The organism is Streptomyces sp. NPDC012825 (genome assembly GCF_042900925.1).
In the GTDB taxonomy this organism is placed as follows: domain Bacteria; phylum Actinomycetota; class Actinomycetes; order Streptomycetales; family Streptomycetaceae; genus Streptomyces.
On record NZ_JBIBBZ010000001.1, the window covers coordinates 1,017,403 to 1,032,628 of the forward strand.

Genomic DNA, 15,226 nt, shown 5'->3' on the forward strand with positions numbered 1-15,226 from the left:
GTTTGTTTCACTGCGGAATATTCCGACTGGCGGAAAGTACAAATGGGCGGGCGGCCGCTCAAGCGATCACTCGTTCGAGCCTTCCGCCTCCCGTACGAGCGCGTCCCCCGCCGACGCCTCCTCCACGCGCGGACCCCGTACGAGCGCGTAGCTCTGGCGCGCGATCTCCAGCTCCTCGTCCGTCGGCACCACGGCGACCGTCACCCGCGCGTACTCCGGCGAGATGACCCGCGCCTCGTCCGAGCGCACGGCGTTCAGCTCCGCGTCCACCGCGAGCCCCAGCTCCTCCAGGCCCGCGATCGCCGCCTGCCGCACCGGCGCCGCGTTCTCGCCGACCCCCGCCGTGAACGCCACCGCGTCCACCCGGCCGAGCACCGCGTAGTACGCGCCGATGTACTTCTTCAGGCGGTGGACGTAGACGTCGAAGGCGAGCGCCGCCCGCTCGTCGCCCTCGTCGATCCGGCGGCGGATCTCCCGCATGTCGTTGTCGCCGCAGAGTCCCACCAGCCCGGACCGCTTGTTCAGCAGGACGTCGATCTCGTCCGCCGACATCCCCGCCACCCGCCGCAGGTGGAAGGTGACCGCCGGGTCGATGTCGCCCGACCGGGTCCCCATGACCAGCCCCTCCAGGGGCGTCAGGCCCATCGAGGTGTCCACGCACCGGCCGCCCCGCACCGCCGAGGCGGACGCCCCGTTCCCCAGGTGCAGCACGATCACGTTCACCTCCTCCGGCTCCTTGCCGAGCAGCCGCGCCGTCTCCCGCGAGACGTACGCGTGCGAGGTGCCGTGGAAGCCGTACCGCCGGATCCGGTGCGCGTCGGCGGTCTCCACGTCGATCGCGTACCGGGCCGCGGCCTCCGGCATCGTGGTGTGGAAGGCGGTGTCGAAGACCGCCACCTGCGGCAGGTCGGGCCGCAGCACCATGGCCGTACGGATGCCGATGAGGTTCGCCGGGTTGTGCAGCGGCGCCACCGGGACGAGCCGCTCGATCTCCGCCAGCACCTCGCCGTTCACGACCGTCGGCTCGGTGAACTTCAGCCCGCCGTGCACCACCCGGTGCCCGATCGCGGCCAGTTCGGGCGAGTCCAGGCCCAGACCGTCCGCCGCCAGCTCCCCGGCGACCGTCTTCAGGGCGGCCGAGTGGTCGGAGATAGGGCCGTCCTTCTCGCGCCGGCCCCCGTCCCCCTCCCGGAGCGGGGTGTGCACGATCCGCGAGGTCTCCTCGCCGATCCGCTCCACGAGCCCCTGCGCCAGACGGCTGCCGTCGCGCATGTCGATGAGCTGGTACTTCAGGGACGAGGAACCGGAGTTGAGAACCAGTACACGCGTGGGCGCGGTCATGCGGGGAGCTCCTGACCCTGGGACTGGATCGCCGTGATGGCGACCGTGTTGACGATGTCGCTGACGAGCGCGCCGCGCGAGAGGTCGTTCACGGGCTTGCGCAGGCCCTGGAGCACCGGGCCGACGGCCACGGCGCCGGCCGAACGCTGCACGGCCTTGTACGTGTTGTTGCCGGTGTTCAGGTCGGGGAAGATCAGTACCGACGCCTGCCCCGCCACCTCCGAACCCGGCAGCTTCGTCGCCGCCACCGAGGGCTCCACGGCCGCGTCGTACTGGATGGGCCCCTCGATCCGCAGTTCCGGATGCGCCTCCCGGACCAGCTTGGTCGCCTCCCGCACCTTGTCGACGTCGGCGCCGGAGCCCGAGGTGCCCGTGGAGTACGAGAGCATCGCGATCCGCGGCTCCACGCCGAACCGGGCCGCGGTGGCCGCCGACTGGACGGCGATGTCCGCGAGCTGCTCGGCGTCCGGGTCCGGGTTGACCGCGCAGTCGCCGTACACGAGGACCTTGTCCGCCAGGCACATGAAGAAGACCGACGAGACGATCGACGCCTCCGGCTTCGTCTTGATGATCTCGAAGGCCGGGCGGATCGTCGCGGCCGTGGAGTGCACCGAGCCCGACACCATCCCGTCGGCCAGGCCCTCCTGGACCATCAGGGTGCCGAAGTAGTTCACGTCCGACACCACGTCGTACGCCAGCTCCACGGTCACGCCCTTGTGGGCGCGCAGCGCCGCGTACTTCTCCGCGAACGAGTCCCGCAGCTCCGAGGTGCGCGGGTCGATCAGCTGCGTGTCGCGCAGGTCCACGCTCAGGTCGGCGGCCTTCTTGCGGATGGTCTCCACGTCCCCGAGCAGGGTCAGGTCGCACACGTCCCGGCGCAGCAGCACGTCGGCCGCGCGCAGGACCCGCTCCTCCGTGCCCTCCGGGAGCACCACCCGGCGCCGGTCGGCCCGCGCCTGTTCGAGCAGCTCGTGCTCGAACATCATCGGGGTGACCCGGCCGCTGCGGGCCACCGAGATCCGCTTGAGCAGGTCGGCGGTGTCCACGTGCCGTTCGAACAGGCCGAGCGCGGTCTCCGCCTTGCGTGGCGTGGCCGCGTTCATCTTCCCTTCCAGGGCGAAGAGTTCGGTGGCCGTCGGGAAGCTGTTCCCGGCGACCGAGACCACCGGGGTGCCGGGCGCGAGCCGGGCCGCCAGGGTCAGGATCTCCTCGCTGGGCCGCTCGTTCAGGGTCAGCACCACCCCGGCGATCGGCGGGGTGCCGGCCGAGTGCGCGGCGAGCGCGCCGACGACCAGGTCGGCCCGGTCCCCGGGGGTGACGACCAGGCAGCCGGGCGTCAGGGCGTTCAGGAAGTTCGGCAGCATGGCGCCGCCGAAGACGAAGTCCAGGGCGTCCCGGGCCAGCCCGGCGTCGTCCCCGAGGACGACGGTGGCGCCGAGCGCGTGGGTGATCTGGGCGACGGTCGGCGCGGACAGGGCCGGCTCGTCCGGCAGGACGTAGCAGGGCACCGGCAGCCGGGCCGCGAGCCGCTCCGCGATGGCCTCCCGGTCCTCGGCCGCGACCCGGTTGACCACCATCGCGAGCACGTCGCAGCCGAGCCCGTCGTACGCCCGGAAGGCGTTGCGCGCCTCGGCCCGCACGGACTCCGCCGACTGGCCCTTGCCACCGACCACCGGGATGACGGAGGCGCCGAACTCGTTGGCGAGCCGGGCGTTGATCGCCAGCTCGTCGGGGAGCTGGGTGGCGGCGAAGTCGGTGCCCAGGACGAGGACGACCTCGTAGTCGCGGGCGACGGCGTGGAAGCGTTCGACGAGCCGGGAGACCAGCTCGTCGGTGCCCCGCTCGGCCTGGAGGGCGGACGCCTCCTGGTAGTCCATGCCGTAGACCGTCGCGGCGTCCTGCGAGAGCCGGTAGCGGGCGCGCAGCAGGTCGAAGAGCCGGTCCGGTCCGTCGTGCACCAGTGGCCGGAACACCCCCACCCGGTCCACCTGGCGGGTGAGGAGCTCCATGACTCCCAGCTCGACGACCTGGCGGCCGTCCCCGCGGTCGATCCCGGTCACGTACACGCTGCGCGTCACGCCGTGGTCTCCTGTCCAGTCCTGCGGAGGGGCCCGGGCGGTGCCCCAGCTCCGCCTTCCCGGCCCGTACGTCCATCAAAAGGGCTCGGAAAGCCCCGATAGGGCGGCATTACCCCCTTGACAATACCCCTGGCGGTGGTTAAGTCGCCCGCCGGACGAAGGGCCCGGAACTCCGGGCCGGAGGGGTGGCGGGAGCGACTCCGGGGAGGCGCTGAAAGGGTCCTGAGAAGGCCGACAGAGGGGTGGCAGAAGGTCGGCGGAAGGCCGTCGGAGGGCCCGGTGGGAAGGACGCGCGGAACGGCGACGAGCGCACCCCCCAGGCCCGGCGTGTGAGAATTGCCCTGGCTCATACGGACCGCGACCGAGCAGGAGACACAGCACGATGCGCATCGGAGTTCTCACCGCAGGCGGCGACTGCCCCGGCCTGAACGCAGTGATCCGGTCGGTCGTGCACCGGGCGATGACCGGCCACGGAGACGAGGTCATCGGCTTCGAGGACGGCTTCAAGGGCCTCCTCGACGGCCATTTCCGGCCGCTCGACCTCAACGCCGTCAGCGGCATCCTGGCCCGCGGCGGCACCATCCTCGGCTCGGCCCGCCTGGAGCGGAACCGGCTGCGCGAGGCCGCCGAGTCCGCCGCCGACCTGGCCCACCAGTACGGCATCGACGTCCTCATCCCGATCGGCGGCGAGGGCACCCTGACCGCCGCCCGGATGCTCTCCGACGCGGGCATGCCCGTCGTCGGCGTCCCGAAGACCATCGACAACGACATCTCCTCCACGGACCGCACCTTCGGCTTCGACACCGCCGTCGGCGTCGCCACCGAGGCCATGGACCGCCTCAAGACCACCGCCGAGTCCCACCAGCGCGTGATGGTCGTCGAGGTGATGGGCCGCCACGCCGGCTGGATCGCCCTGGAGTCCGGCATGGCCGGCGGCGCGCACGGCATCTGCCTCCCCGAGCGCCCCTTCGCGGTCGACGACCTCGTCAAGATGGTCGAGGAGCGCTTCGCGCGCGGCAAGAAGTTCGCCGTCATCTGCGTCGCCGAGGGCGCGCACCCGGCCGAGGGCTCCATGGAGTACGCCAAGGGCGAGATCGACCAGTTCGGCCACGAGCGCTTCCAGGGCATCGGCACCCAGCTCGCCGTCGAGCTGGAGCGGCGCCTCGGCAAGGAGGCCCGCCCCGTCATCCTCGGCCACGTCCAGCGCGGCGGCACCCCGACCGCGTACGACCGGGTGCTCGCGACCCGCTTCGGCTGGCACGCGGTGGAGGCGGCGCACCGCGGCGACTTCGGCCGGATGACGGCGCTGCGCGGCACGAACATCGAGATGGTGCCGCTCGCGGAGGCGGTGACCCGGCTCAAGAGGGTCCCGGCGGACCGCATGCGCGAGGCGGAGTCGGTCTTCTAGAGCCGGTACGTCGGTAAGCGGCCCCGGAAATGCCGGATTCCGCTCTTGAGCCGGAGCGCGGGATCAACAAGGCTGGGGCCGTCCCGGACGCGTCCCGACCCCGTCCGCCCGTCCGGGGGAAGGGGGAGGCGCGGATGACGCCGGGGGAGCACGCCCCTGACCCGCGGGGCGCCCGGAGCCCGGCCGAGTTCCTCGCACGCCTCCGGGAGCTCAAGGACTGGTCCGGTCTGACGTGCCGCGAACTCTCGGCGCGGGCGGAGGCGCGCGGGGACGTCCTGACCCGCTCCACGGTGGCGAACATGCTGTCCCGTACGACCCTGCCCCGCGAGGAACTCCTGACCGCCTTCGTCCGCGCGTGCGGGGCCGGCCCGGCCGCGCCGGAGCGATGGCGGTCGGTACGGAGGGAACTGGCGGGGCGGCGGGGGGACGGGGTGGAGACCCCGGAGACGGCTACGGAGACGGGCACGGACCCGGAGACGGCGCGCGAGGAGCTTCCCACCCTCGAAGGCAGCCCGGAAGGCAGCCCCGAAGGCAGCCCGGAAGGCAGCCCGGAAGGCATCCCCGAAGACGCCCCGCCCGTCTGGCCCGTCGCCCCCGTCGACGAACCGCCGGGCCCCGGCCCCGGTCCCGGGGCCGGGTTCCGAATACGCCGCCTCCTCGTCCCGCTGGTCGCGGTCGCCGCCCTCGTGTTCGCCGGCGTCAGCGTCGTCGCCTTCCTGCGGGACGGCCACACCGGGCACCCGCCCCGCACCCCCACCGCCCCCGCCGCGGGCGACGTGCGCATCCGGGTCGTCGGCACCGACCTCTGCCTCGGCGAGCGGCGCGGCACCCGGACCGGCCAGGTCCACCAGGTGCCGTGCGCCGCCGCGGACGTCCCGCTGTACGCGCTCGTGGAGAGGGGCGACGGCCGGTGGCGGATCGCCTCCGACCACCCCGACCACGGCGCCGGCTGCTCCGGGATCCCCGCCGGCGGGCGCGTGCCGGACGCGCCGTACGAGGACTCCGCGTGCGGCGACCCCACCCGGATCGAGGAGTTCACCCTGGAGCCGTACGGCCTCCCCGTACGGGGCTACCGGATCGTCCCGGCCGGCTTCGCGACCCCCGGCCGCTGCGTCACCGTCGTCGGCGACCGCACGGCCGCCTGGTCCCGCCTCGCCCAGGCTCCCTGCGCACCGGACGCCGCGGGCCAGCTCTTCGACTTCGACCGCCGGAACTAGACCGCCGCCGGCTCCACCAGACGGGCCCGCAGTTCCCCCACCACCGCCGGGTCCAGGCCGACGTGACCGGTGGCGTACCCGTACACCGACCCGTACCGCGCCCGCAGGTCCGCCAGGAAGAGGCGGGCGACCTCGGCGGGGGCGCGGCCGTAGCCGGGCCACCGGAGTTCGCGGCCGGGGTGGGCCGCGCGCCAGTCGGCGACCAGGCGCTCCGTGGCCCGTTCGGTGAGGGCGAAGTCCGCGAGGACCTCCTCGTCGGGGACCTCCAGGAGCGCGAGGAGGACCGCCGCGAGCAGACCCGTACGGTCCTTCCCCGAGGCGCAGTGGAAGACGAGCGGTCCGTCGGCGGCGGCGATGACCTCCAGGGCCGTGCGGAGTTCCGCGGCCCCGTCCTCGGCGACCTCGGCGAACCGGTCGGCGAGGTACCGCCACGGGTCGAGGGCGGGGTCGATCTCCGCCTGGTCGTACGGGCGGTGCTCGATCGAGAGGTTGTGCCAGGAGACGCCCTCGGTCTCCGGCAGACGGCCCTTGGCCGCGATCTCCCACGGGTGACGCAGGTCGATCACCGTGGCCACGCGCAGCGCCCGGAAGCGTTCCAGGTCCGCCGGGCCGGCGTCCGCGAGCCTGCCGAGGGAGTCGGAGCGGTAGAGGGTCTCCCACCGCACGGTCCCGCCGCCGACGGTCCGACAGCCGCCCAGGTCACGGAAGTTGTGGAGCCGTTCGAAGGGTATGTGTCGTCTCACGGGCCCAATGTACGGCGCGGGCCCGCGACTTCGGGCCGCCACCGGGGATCACGGTCCGACGGCCGCCCAGAAGTGGCCGACGACCTCGTCCAGGTACGCGCGGCCCTCGTCGCCCGTGGTCCCCGAGGCGCCCCAGCTGCTGACCGCCGCCATCCGGGCGTGGTACTCCGTGTGCAGCCGCTGGAGCGCCGACTCCACGGTCCGCCTGGGCAGCGGCACCGTCCGCACCACCGGCTTCACGTACGCCTGCCAGCGGGTGGTGACCGCGTCGCGCAGCAGCTCGGCGAGGCGCTCGTCGCCGCCGGTCGCGGTGATCAGGGCGCGCGGGCCGAGGCCGAGGACCTCCGCGAGGGCGGCCGTCTGGCGTTCGGTGCCGCGCCAGCGCCCCTCGTCCTCCATCCGCTGGTACGCGGCGGCCGAGAGCCCCACCCGCCGCGCCAGCTCCTCGGGGGCGAGCCCGCGCGCCACCCGGTGCTCGCGCAGGGTGGAGGCGGCGGCGATCAGCTCGGCGGGGGAGCACCACAGGACGCCCGCGAGGGCGGTGAGCTCCTGCTCGCTGGGGACGGCCCGGCCGCGTTCCCAGGCGAGGACGGTCTCGGGGGTGGCGAAGACGCCGTACTGCGCCCGCAGGCCGTACGCGACGTGGCCGTGGGCCATGCCGAGGCCCTCGCGCAGGCGGCGCGCGGCCTGGGCGTCGAAGGGAGGGGAGGGTTGGTGCACGCGGCAACCGTAGGTGCGGAGGGTGACGGGTGGATACGGTGCGTTCCCCCAAGGCCAAAGGTTCGTAGGAACGTGTGAACCGTCCGGTAACACCGTTTTGCCTGTTCAGTGACCGCGCCCGGGCCCCTCCAGCCAGCGGTACTGGAGTTCGGGCCGTCCGATCTGCCCGTACTGCGGCGCCCGCACGGCCCGGCCCTCGGTGACGAGGTGCTCCAGGTAGCGGCGCGCGGTGATCCGGGAGATCCCGACGGCCGCCCCCGCCTCGGCGGCGGTGAGCCCGTCCGGGGCGGCCCGCAGGGTGCGGGTGACCGCCTCCAGGGTGGGGGCGCTCAGGCCCTTGGGGAGCGCGGCGGGGTGCGGGGCCCGCAGCGCGGCGAGCGCCCGGTCCACCTCGTCCTGCCCGGAGGCCTCCCCGGCGGCCGCCCGGAACTCGGCGTACCGGACGAGACGGTCCCTGAGGGTCGCGAAGGCGAAGGGCTTGAGCACGTACTGGACGACCCCGAGGGAGACGCCCTCCCGCACGACCGCCAGGTCCCGGGCGGAGGTGACCGCGATGACGTCGGCGGCGTGCCCGGCGGCGCGCAGCGCCCGCAGGAGCTGGAGGCCGTGGCCGTCGGGCAGGTACAGGTCGAGCAGGATCAGGTCGACCGGCGTCCGGTCCAGCACCCGCACGGCGGCGGCCCGCGAGTGGGCGACCCCGACGACGGTGAAGCCCTCGACACGCCCGGCGTAGAGTGCGTGCGCGTCGGCGGCCACGGGATCGTCCTCGACGACCAGCACCCGGAGGGGAGCGCCGCTCACGACACCACCTCGACCCCGGCGCCGTCGCCGCCCCTCGCGCGGACGACCTTGTCCGTACGGGAGGACCCGTGCGGGTCCGGGGTGGCGTCCGGACCCTGAGCGCCGCTCGTGTCCGGGGTCCCGTTCGCGCCTGGAGAGCCGCCCGCCCCGGAGCCGCTCCCCTCCCGCGCCGCGGGCACCGCCCCCCGCAGCGGCAGTCGTACCGTGAACTCCGCTCCGCCCCCCTCCGCGTCCGTGAGGGTCAGCGTGCCCGAGGCGCGGGAGATCGCCTGGCGGACCAGGGCCAGGCCGAGGCCGCGGCCCGGGCCCCGGGTGGACCAGCCGCGGCCGAGGACCGCGTCCCGGTCGGCCGGGCGGACGCCGGGGCCGCTGTCCGAGACCCGGAGCAGCAGCTCGCCGTCCCCCGCGCGGGCCGCGACCGCGACCGTCACGCGCGCGTGCGGGGTCCCGCCCGCCGCCTCCACCGCGTTGTCGATCAGGTTGCCGAGGATCGTCACCAGGTCCCGGGCGGGCAGCGCCGCCGGCACCCGGCCGTCGTCGATGCGGCTGTCCTCGGTGAGGACCAGCTCCACGCCCCGCTCGTTGGCCTGCGCCGCCTTGCCGAGCAGCAGCGCGGCGAGGACGGGTTCGCCGACCGCGTCCACGACCCTGTCGGTGAGCGCCTGCGCCAGCTCCAGTTCCGCCGTCGCGAACTCCACCGCCTCCGTCACCCGGCCCAGTTCGATGAGCGAGACGACCGTGTGCAGCCGGTTCGCCGCCTCGTGCGCCTGCGAGCGCAGCGCCTCCGTGAAGCCCCGCTCGGAGTCCAGCTCGCCCGACAGGGCCTGGAGTTCCGTGCGGTCCCGCAGCGTGACGACGGTGCCGCGCCGCTCCCCGCCCACCACCGGGCGGGTGTTGACGACGAGGACCCGGTCGTCCGTCAGGTGCGTCTCGTCCACGCGCGGCTCCGAGGCGAGCAGCGCGCCCGTCAGCGGCGCGGGCAGGCCGAGGTCCGCCGCCGGACGGCCCACGACCCCCTCGTCGAGCCCGAGCAGCTCCCGCGCCCCGTCGTTGATCAGGGCGATCCGCCGCCGTCCGTCGAGCATCACGAGCCCCTCCCGCACGGCGTGCAGCGCGGCCTCGTGGTAGTCGTGCATCCGGCTCAGCTCGGTCGCGTTCATGCCGTGGGTGTGGCGGCGCAGGCGCGCGTTCACGACGTACGTCCCCGCCCCGCCGAGCGCGAGCGCCGCGCCCGCCATGCCGAGCAGGGCGGTCACCTGCTCCCGTACCTGCGCGCTGATCCGCTCGATCGTGATGCCCGCGCTGACCAGGGCGATCACCCGCCCGTCGGCGTCGAGGACGGGCGCGACCGTCCGCACGGAGGGGCCGAGGACCCCCAGGTGCGTCTCGGAGTAGACCTTCCCCCGCCGGGCCTGCTCGATGTGCCCGAGGTACGTGCGCCCGATCTGGTCCGGCTCCGGGTGCGTCCAGCGGGTGCCGTCCGGGGCCATGACCACCACGAAGGCGACGTCCGCGTGGCGGCGCAGCGACTCGGCGTACGGCTGGAGCGCCGCCGACGGGTCGGCCGAGCGGGCGGCGGCGGCCACGGACGGCGAGTCGGCCACGGCCGCGGCGGTGGCCGTGGCCTGGCGCCGCGCCGTCTCCTCGGCCTGCGCCCGGTCCGTGAGGTAGGCGAAGACCGCGCACCCCGCCACGACGACGGCCACGAGCACGACCTGCATCGCGAAGAGCTGACCGGCCAGGCTGCGGGGGCGGGGGAGCCGGGAGAGCCGGGGGAGGGGCACACGCATGCGGGTAAGTGTGCACGTCCGGACGCCCGGGGCGGCGCCACGGCCCCGCCCGGTCCTCCACCCCCGTCGTTTCGGTCGTGACCGAAAAGCACGCAACCGTGACCCGGGTCACAGGCTGGTGGATAGTCGCGGAGGTCCACCGGGACGCGGACGCCCGGGGGACACCCACCAGCACGAGGAGGACCCCCGTGGCCGCACGCCGGGACCGTACCCACTATCTGTATCTGGCCGTCATCGGCGCCGTACTGCTCGGCATCGCGGTCGGCTTCCTGGCGCCGGGCGTCGCCGTCGAGCTCAAGCCGCTCGGCACCGGCTTCGTGAACCTGATCAAGATGATGATCTCCCCGATCATCTTCTGCACGATCGTGCTCGGCGTCGGCTCGGTCCGGAAGGCCGCGAAGGTCGGGGCCGTCGGCGGCCTCGCCCTCGGCTACTTCCTGCTCATGTCGACGGTGGCGCTCGCGATCGGCCTGCTCGTCGGCAACCTCCTGGAGCCCGGCTCCGGCCTCCACCTCACCAAGGAGGTCGCGGAGGTCGGCGCCGAGCAGGCGGAGGGCGCGAGCGAGTCCACGGCCGACTTCCTCCTCGGGATCGTCCCGACCACCCTCGTCTCCGCCTTCACCGAGGGCGAGGTCCTCCAGACCCTCCTGGTCGCCCTCCTCGCGGGCTTCGCGCTCCAGGCGATGGGCGCGGCCGGGGAGCCGGTGCTCCGGGGGATCGGGCACATCCAGCGGCTGGTCTTCCGCATCCTCGCCATGATCATGTGGGCCGCCCCCGTCGGCGCGTTCGGCGCCATCGCGGCCGTCGTCGGCGCGACCGGCGCGGACGCCCTGAAGTCCCTCGCCGTCATCATGATCGGCTTCTACCTGACCTGCGGACTCTTCGTCTTCGTCGTGCTCGGCGCGATCCTGCGGCTGGTCGCCGGGATCAACATCTGGGCCCTCCTGAAGTACCTGGGCCGCGAGTTCCTGCTGATCCTCTCCACCTCCTCGTCCGAGTCGGCGCTGCCCCGGCTCATCGCGAAGATGGAGCACCTGGGCGTCTCCAAACCGGTCGTCGGCATCACCGTGCCGACCGGCTACTCCTTCAACCTCGACGGCACCGCGATCTACCTCACGATGGCCTCGCTCTTCGTCGCCGAGGCGATGGGCGACCCGCTGTCGATCGGCGAGCAGGTCTCCCTCCTCGTCTTCATGATCATCGCCTCGAAGGGCGCGGCGGGCGTCACCGGCGCGGGCCTCGCCACCCTCGCGGGCGGCCTCCAGTCGCACCGGCCCGAACTGGTCGACGGGGTGGGCCTGATCGTCGGCATCGACCGCTTCATGAGCGAGGCGCGCGCCCTCACCAACTTCGCGGGCAACGCCGTCGCCACGGTCCTCGTCGGCACGTGGACGAAGGAGATCGACAGGGCGCGGGTGACCGAGGTGCTCGCCGGCCGGATCCCCTTCGACGAGAAGACCCTCGTCGACGACCACGCCCCGACCCCGGTCCCGGACCAGCGGGCGGACGGGGAGGGCGAGAAGACCCCGGCGGCGGTCTGAGTCCTCCGCCCCGCCAAGAGCCCCCCGGGTCCCGGGCCTTGAGCCGGGTCCGGGCCCCGGGAACGGGAGGACCCCGGCCGCCGCGCGCGACCGGGGACCTCCCGTTCACCCCCGTACCGCCGACTCACTCCCGTTCCCCCGTTCCCCCGTTCCCCCGTTCCCCCGTTGACCCGTCCCCCGTTCACCCCCGTACCGCCAGCTCCGTCAGTTCCTCCTCCGTCAGGACGAGCCCGGCCGCGGCCGCCGAGTCCCGGGCCGTCTCCGGGCGGCTCGCCCCCGGGATCGGCAGGACGGTCTCCGAGAGCGAGAGCAGCCAGGCGAGCGCCACCCGCTGCGGACTCGTCCCGCGCGCCCGGGCCACCCGGTGGAACGCCCCGAACTCCGGGTCCTCCTCCAGCGCGGACGTCCCGTCCAGGGAGCTGCGCGAGATCCCGCCCAGCGGGCTCCACGGCAGGAAGGCGAGGCCGAGCTCCGCGCAGAGCCGCAGCTCCGCCTCACTGTCCCGCACGGCCGGGGAGTACCGGTTCTGCACGGAGACGAGCCGGTCGCCCAGGACCTCCCGGGCCAGCAGGATCTGCCCGGTGTCCACGTTCGAGACCCCGGCCAGCCGGACCGTGCCCGCGTCCAGCAACTCCCGTACCGCGCCGAGCGATTCGGCGTACGGGACGGCCGGGTCCGGCTTGTGGAGCTGGTACAGGCCGATCGCGTCGCCGCCGAGCCGCCGGGCCGAGGCCTCCGCCGCCCGCCGCAGGTGTCCGGGCCGGCCGTCCACGGTCCAGCCGCCGTCCGCCGTCCGCCCGCGCCCGCCCTTCGTCGCCACCAGCACCCCGTCCGTACGACCGCCGTACGAGGCCAGGGCCCGGGCCACGAGGAGTTCGCCCTCGCCCGGCTCCCCGCCCGGCGGGTGGTACGAGTCGGCGGTGTCGAGCAGGGTCACGCCCGCGTCCAGGGCCGCGTGCACCGTGGCGACGGCCCGCGCCCCGTCGGGCCGCCCCTCGATGGAGAGCGGCATCGTGCCGAGCCCGACCGCCCCGACGCGTACGTCCCCCAGCGTCCGGAACGACATCACCGCCCCGCCCCGGCGGTCCCGGCCGCCCGGACCGCCTCGGAGACGGCCCGCGCGAGCCACTCCGAGGAGTGCGTGAAGGAGTAACCGAGTTCGGTGGCACGGGAGTTGTCCATCCCGTAGGAACGGGAGAAGGAGAACGGCGAGACCCCCTCCGCCTCAGCCTCCCCGGCCTCCACCTTCCCGGTCTCCACCTCCCGGAACACCGTCCGGCCGCCCACCTGCCGCTCGATCTCCGCGCAGAGGTCGGCGGTGTGGAGCGGGCCGTGGGAGTGCGCGTTCACCGGACCGGTGAAGTCCGCCTCCACCGCCCAGGCGAGGAACGCGGCGATCTCCTCCACGTACACGTAGGTCGCCGGACGGTTCACCGCCGGCACCGCGATCGGCTCGCCGTCCCGGACGCGCCGCACGTAGTGGTCGAGCCGGCCCGTGAAGTCGTCGTCGCCGCCGAGGACGTGCGCCACCCGCACCGAGGCCCACGCGAACGGCGCCCCGGCCGCGAACACCGCCTCGGCCTGCCGCTTGCCCTCCCCGTAGTGGGCGTCGCGGTACTCCGGATCGTCCCAGGGCGCACCCGTGTCGACGCCGACCGACGCCAGGTCGAGGGCGGTCTCCGGAAGCGGTACGGGCGAGTCCTCGTCCCCGTACACCTCCACCGTCGATGTCATCACATAGCGCCGGACGCGCCCCGCGAAGACCCGCCGGGCGGTCTCCGCCTGGCGCGGGGTGTAGCAGACCTGGTCGAGGACGACGTCGAAGGAGCGGCCCGCGAGCACGGATTCGAGCGCGGCCCCGTCGTCGCGGTCGGCCACGAGGTGTTCGGTCCCCTCCGAAGGCGCCCCGGAGGAACCCCGGTTGAGCACCGTGACGCGATGCCCGGATTCCCGCAGAAGGGCGATGACCCGCTTGCCGAAATAACGGCTTCCGCCGATGACCAGAACGTCCATGAATTCCCACTCCCTTGCCTCTGCCGACAAGTGTTACGTTGGGCGTTCGCCGTCTGAAGGGGGAAACATGGGCGTCTCGGCCGCCACGCCGAAAGAACCGCGGAGTCTGCGGGCCGTCGCCGACGAAACCTCGGCGGCCCCTTACGCGGCTTTCGACCCCATCGACCGGCAGATACTGGACCTCCTCCAGACCGACGGCCGGATCAAGCTCAGCGAGCTCGGCCGCCGCGTCCGGCTGAGCCCGGCGGCCGTCTCCGAACGGGTCCGCCGCCTGGAGGAGAGCGGCGCGGTCACCGGTTACGGCGCCAGGGTCTCCCCGGCCCGCCTCGGCTACGGCATCCAGGCCTTCATCCGCGTGAACCCGCACGGCGGCTACACCCTCAAGCACCCCCGCACCCTCGAACTGCTCGCCCGCCCCGAGGTCCTGGAGGTCCACCACGTGGTGGGCGAGGACTGCTGGATCCTCAAGGTCGCCGTCACCGACACCGTCCACCTCGAAGACGTCCTGGAACAGACCTCGCTCCTCGGCCGCACCACGACCTCGATCGTGCTCTCCTCCCCGGTGAAGGGGAAGCCGCTGCTGCCGCCGGACCGGAAACACCCCTGACGCCCGCCGCGGCCGGCCGACCGCAGGCCCTTGCCTTGACGCCGACGTCAAGGCCTACGGTCGGGGACATGCGCATCGGAGAGCTGGCCGAGCGGGCCGGGACCACCACGCGGACCCTGCGGTACTACGAGTCGCGCGGTCTCCTGACCGCCCGGCGCACGGACCGGGGGCACCGCACGTACGACGAGGACGACCTGCGGCTCCTCCAGCAGATCAGGACCCTTCAGGACTTCGGGTTCGAGCTGGAGGAGACGCGGCCGTTCGTCGACTGCCTGCGCGCGGGGCACCCGGCGGGGGACGCGTGCCCCGCGTCGATCGCCGTCTACCGGCGCAAGGTCGCCGAGCTGGACGGACTGATCGAACAGCTCCGGGCGGTACGCGCCCAGGTGGGCGCCCAGCTGCTGCGGGCCGAGGCGGAACTGCCGCACGGCCCGCGGCCCCGGTGCGAACTGGCCACGGACACGGAGGAGTGAGGGACATGACGACGAACACACAGGGCGTGACCGAGGTGACGGACGCGGACTTCGACACGGAGGTACTGGCCTCCGGGCTGCCGGTCCTGGTGAAGTTCACCGCCGAGTGGTGCGGCCCGTGCCGGCAGCTGGGACCGGTGCTCGGCGCGCTCGCCGAGGAGGAGGCCGCCCGCCTCCGGATCGTCGAGATCGACGTGGACCGCAACCCGGGGGCCGCGGTGCGGTACGGGGTGCTCGCCACCCCGACCCTCATGGTCTTCCGGGCCGGCGGGCCCGTGAAGTCCCTGGTGGGCGCCCGCCCGAAGCGCCGCCTCCTGGAGGAGCTGGAGGACGTGCTGGCCTAGGCCCTGCCGGGCCGGACCCGGCTTCCCGCAGTGCATACAGAAATACCCCGACTAGAATTGACAGTCGGGGTATTGCCTCGCGTATATTCATGGATTCCGTGTCTATGTGCAGCAGCAGCACGGAGAAGTTCACTAAACGCACTGTATCGC

The 15,226-nt window shown here is 73.7% G+C and carries 14 protein-coding genes; 6 read left to right on the forward strand and 8 right to left on the reverse strand.

The window, feature by feature from the left end:
* Positions 1 to 66: 66 nt before the first annotated feature.
* Both ACFY7E_RS04935 and pta read right to left on the reverse strand, forming a co-directional pair.
* Positions 67 to 1,341 (reverse strand): acetate kinase, encoded by a 1,275-nt coding sequence (locus ACFY7E_RS04935; RefSeq protein WP_383444618.1) that lies wholly within the window; start codon positions 1,339 to 1,341, stop codon positions 67 to 69.
* Positions 1,338 to 3,419, reverse strand: a complete 2,082-nt coding sequence (gene pta / locus ACFY7E_RS04940; RefSeq protein ID WP_389480767.1) for a phosphate acetyltransferase — start codon at positions 3,417 to 3,419, stop codon at positions 1,338 to 1,340. Before pta ends, ACFY7E_RS04935 begins: the two co-directional genes overlap by 4 nt.
* 382 nt (positions 3,420 to 3,801) lie before the next feature.
* Between pta and ACFY7E_RS04945 the strand changes: the two genes are divergently transcribed.
* Both ACFY7E_RS04945 and ACFY7E_RS04950 read left to right on the forward strand, forming a co-directional pair.
* Positions 3,802 to 4,827 (forward strand): ATP-dependent 6-phosphofructokinase, encoded by a 1,026-nt coding sequence (locus ACFY7E_RS04945; RefSeq protein WP_389480769.1) that lies wholly within the window; start codon positions 3,802 to 3,804, stop codon positions 4,825 to 4,827.
* Positions 4,828 to 4,961: 134 nt separating this feature from the next.
* Positions 4,962 to 6,044 carry a helix-turn-helix domain-containing protein gene (locus ACFY7E_RS04950; protein WP_389480771.1) on the forward strand — a complete coding sequence of 361 codons (1,083 nt, stop codon included), beginning with the start codon at positions 4,962 to 4,964 and terminating at the stop codon, positions 6,042 to 6,044.
* Here ACFY7E_RS04950 and ACFY7E_RS04955 read toward each other — a convergent pair.
* From ACFY7E_RS04955 to ACFY7E_RS04970, 4 genes are all read right to left on the reverse strand, one after another.
* Positions 6,041 to 6,787, reverse strand: coding sequence for a tyrosine-protein phosphatase (locus ACFY7E_RS04955; RefSeq protein WP_389480775.1), 747 nt, complete (start codon positions 6,785 to 6,787; stop codon positions 6,041 to 6,043). The genes ACFY7E_RS04950 and ACFY7E_RS04955 overlap by 4 nt on opposite strands.
* Before the next feature lie 48 nt (positions 6,788 to 6,835).
* Positions 6,836 to 7,444: a helix-turn-helix domain-containing protein gene (locus tag ACFY7E_RS04960; protein WP_389481062.1), complete on the reverse strand. Its 609-nt coding sequence runs from the start codon at positions 7,442 to 7,444 to the stop codon at positions 6,836 to 6,838.
* Positions 7,445 to 7,612: 168 nt separating this feature from the next.
* Positions 7,613 to 8,308: a response regulator gene (locus tag ACFY7E_RS04965; protein ID WP_383444634.1), complete on the reverse strand. Its 696-nt coding sequence runs from the start codon at positions 8,306 to 8,308 to the stop codon at positions 7,613 to 7,615.
* Positions 8,305 to 10,098, reverse strand: a complete 1,794-nt coding sequence (locus ACFY7E_RS04970) for an ATP-binding protein (protein WP_389480778.1) — start codon at positions 10,096 to 10,098, stop codon at positions 8,305 to 8,307. The genes ACFY7E_RS04965 and ACFY7E_RS04970 overlap by 4 nt, the downstream gene beginning before the upstream one ends.
* 188 nt (positions 10,099 to 10,286) lie before the next feature.
* Here ACFY7E_RS04970 and ACFY7E_RS04975 point away from each other — a divergent pair, with 188 nt between their 5' ends.
* The gene (locus ACFY7E_RS04975) at positions 10,287 to 11,639 is read left to right on the forward strand and encodes a cation:dicarboxylate symporter family transporter (RefSeq protein ID WP_389480780.1); all 1,353 of its coding nucleotides are present in this window, start codon (positions 10,287 to 10,289) and stop codon (positions 11,637 to 11,639) included.
* 181 nt (positions 11,640 to 11,820) lie between these two features.
* Here the strand turns inward: ACFY7E_RS04975 and ACFY7E_RS04980 are convergent, their stop codons facing one another.
* On the reverse strand, positions 11,821 to 12,705 hold the full coding sequence (locus ACFY7E_RS04980) for an aldo/keto reductase (protein WP_389480783.1): 885 nt from the start codon (positions 12,703 to 12,705) through the stop codon (positions 11,821 to 11,823).
* On the reverse strand, positions 12,705 to 13,652 hold the full coding sequence (locus ACFY7E_RS04985; protein ID WP_389480785.1) for an NAD-dependent epimerase/dehydratase family protein: 948 nt from the start codon (positions 13,650 to 13,652) through the stop codon (positions 12,705 to 12,707). The genes ACFY7E_RS04980 and ACFY7E_RS04985 overlap by 1 nt, the downstream gene beginning before the upstream one ends.
* Before the next feature lie 67 nt (positions 13,653 to 13,719).
* On the opposite strand from ACFY7E_RS04985, the gene ACFY7E_RS04990 reads away from it, so the two are divergent.
* The 3 genes from ACFY7E_RS04990 to ACFY7E_RS05000 all read left to right on the forward strand — a co-directional run bounded on the left by ACFY7E_RS04990 (position 13,720) and on the right by ACFY7E_RS05000 (position 15,076).
* Positions 13,720 to 14,259 carry an Lrp/AsnC family transcriptional regulator gene (locus ACFY7E_RS04990; RefSeq protein WP_389480787.1) on the forward strand — a complete coding sequence of 180 codons (540 nt, stop codon included), beginning with the start codon at positions 13,720 to 13,722 and terminating at the stop codon, positions 14,257 to 14,259.
* 68 nt (positions 14,260 to 14,327) lie between these two features.
* Complete coding sequence (locus ACFY7E_RS04995) at positions 14,328 to 14,732, forward strand: MerR family transcriptional regulator (RefSeq protein WP_389480790.1); 405 nt, start codon at positions 14,328 to 14,330, stop codon at positions 14,730 to 14,732.
* Positions 14,733 to 14,737: 5 nt separating this feature from the next.
* A complete protein-coding gene (locus ACFY7E_RS05000) occupies positions 14,738 to 15,076 on the forward strand; it encodes a thioredoxin family protein (RefSeq protein ID WP_389480792.1) in 339 nt (112 codons plus the stop codon).
* Positions 15,077 to 15,226: the final 150 nt, after the last annotated feature.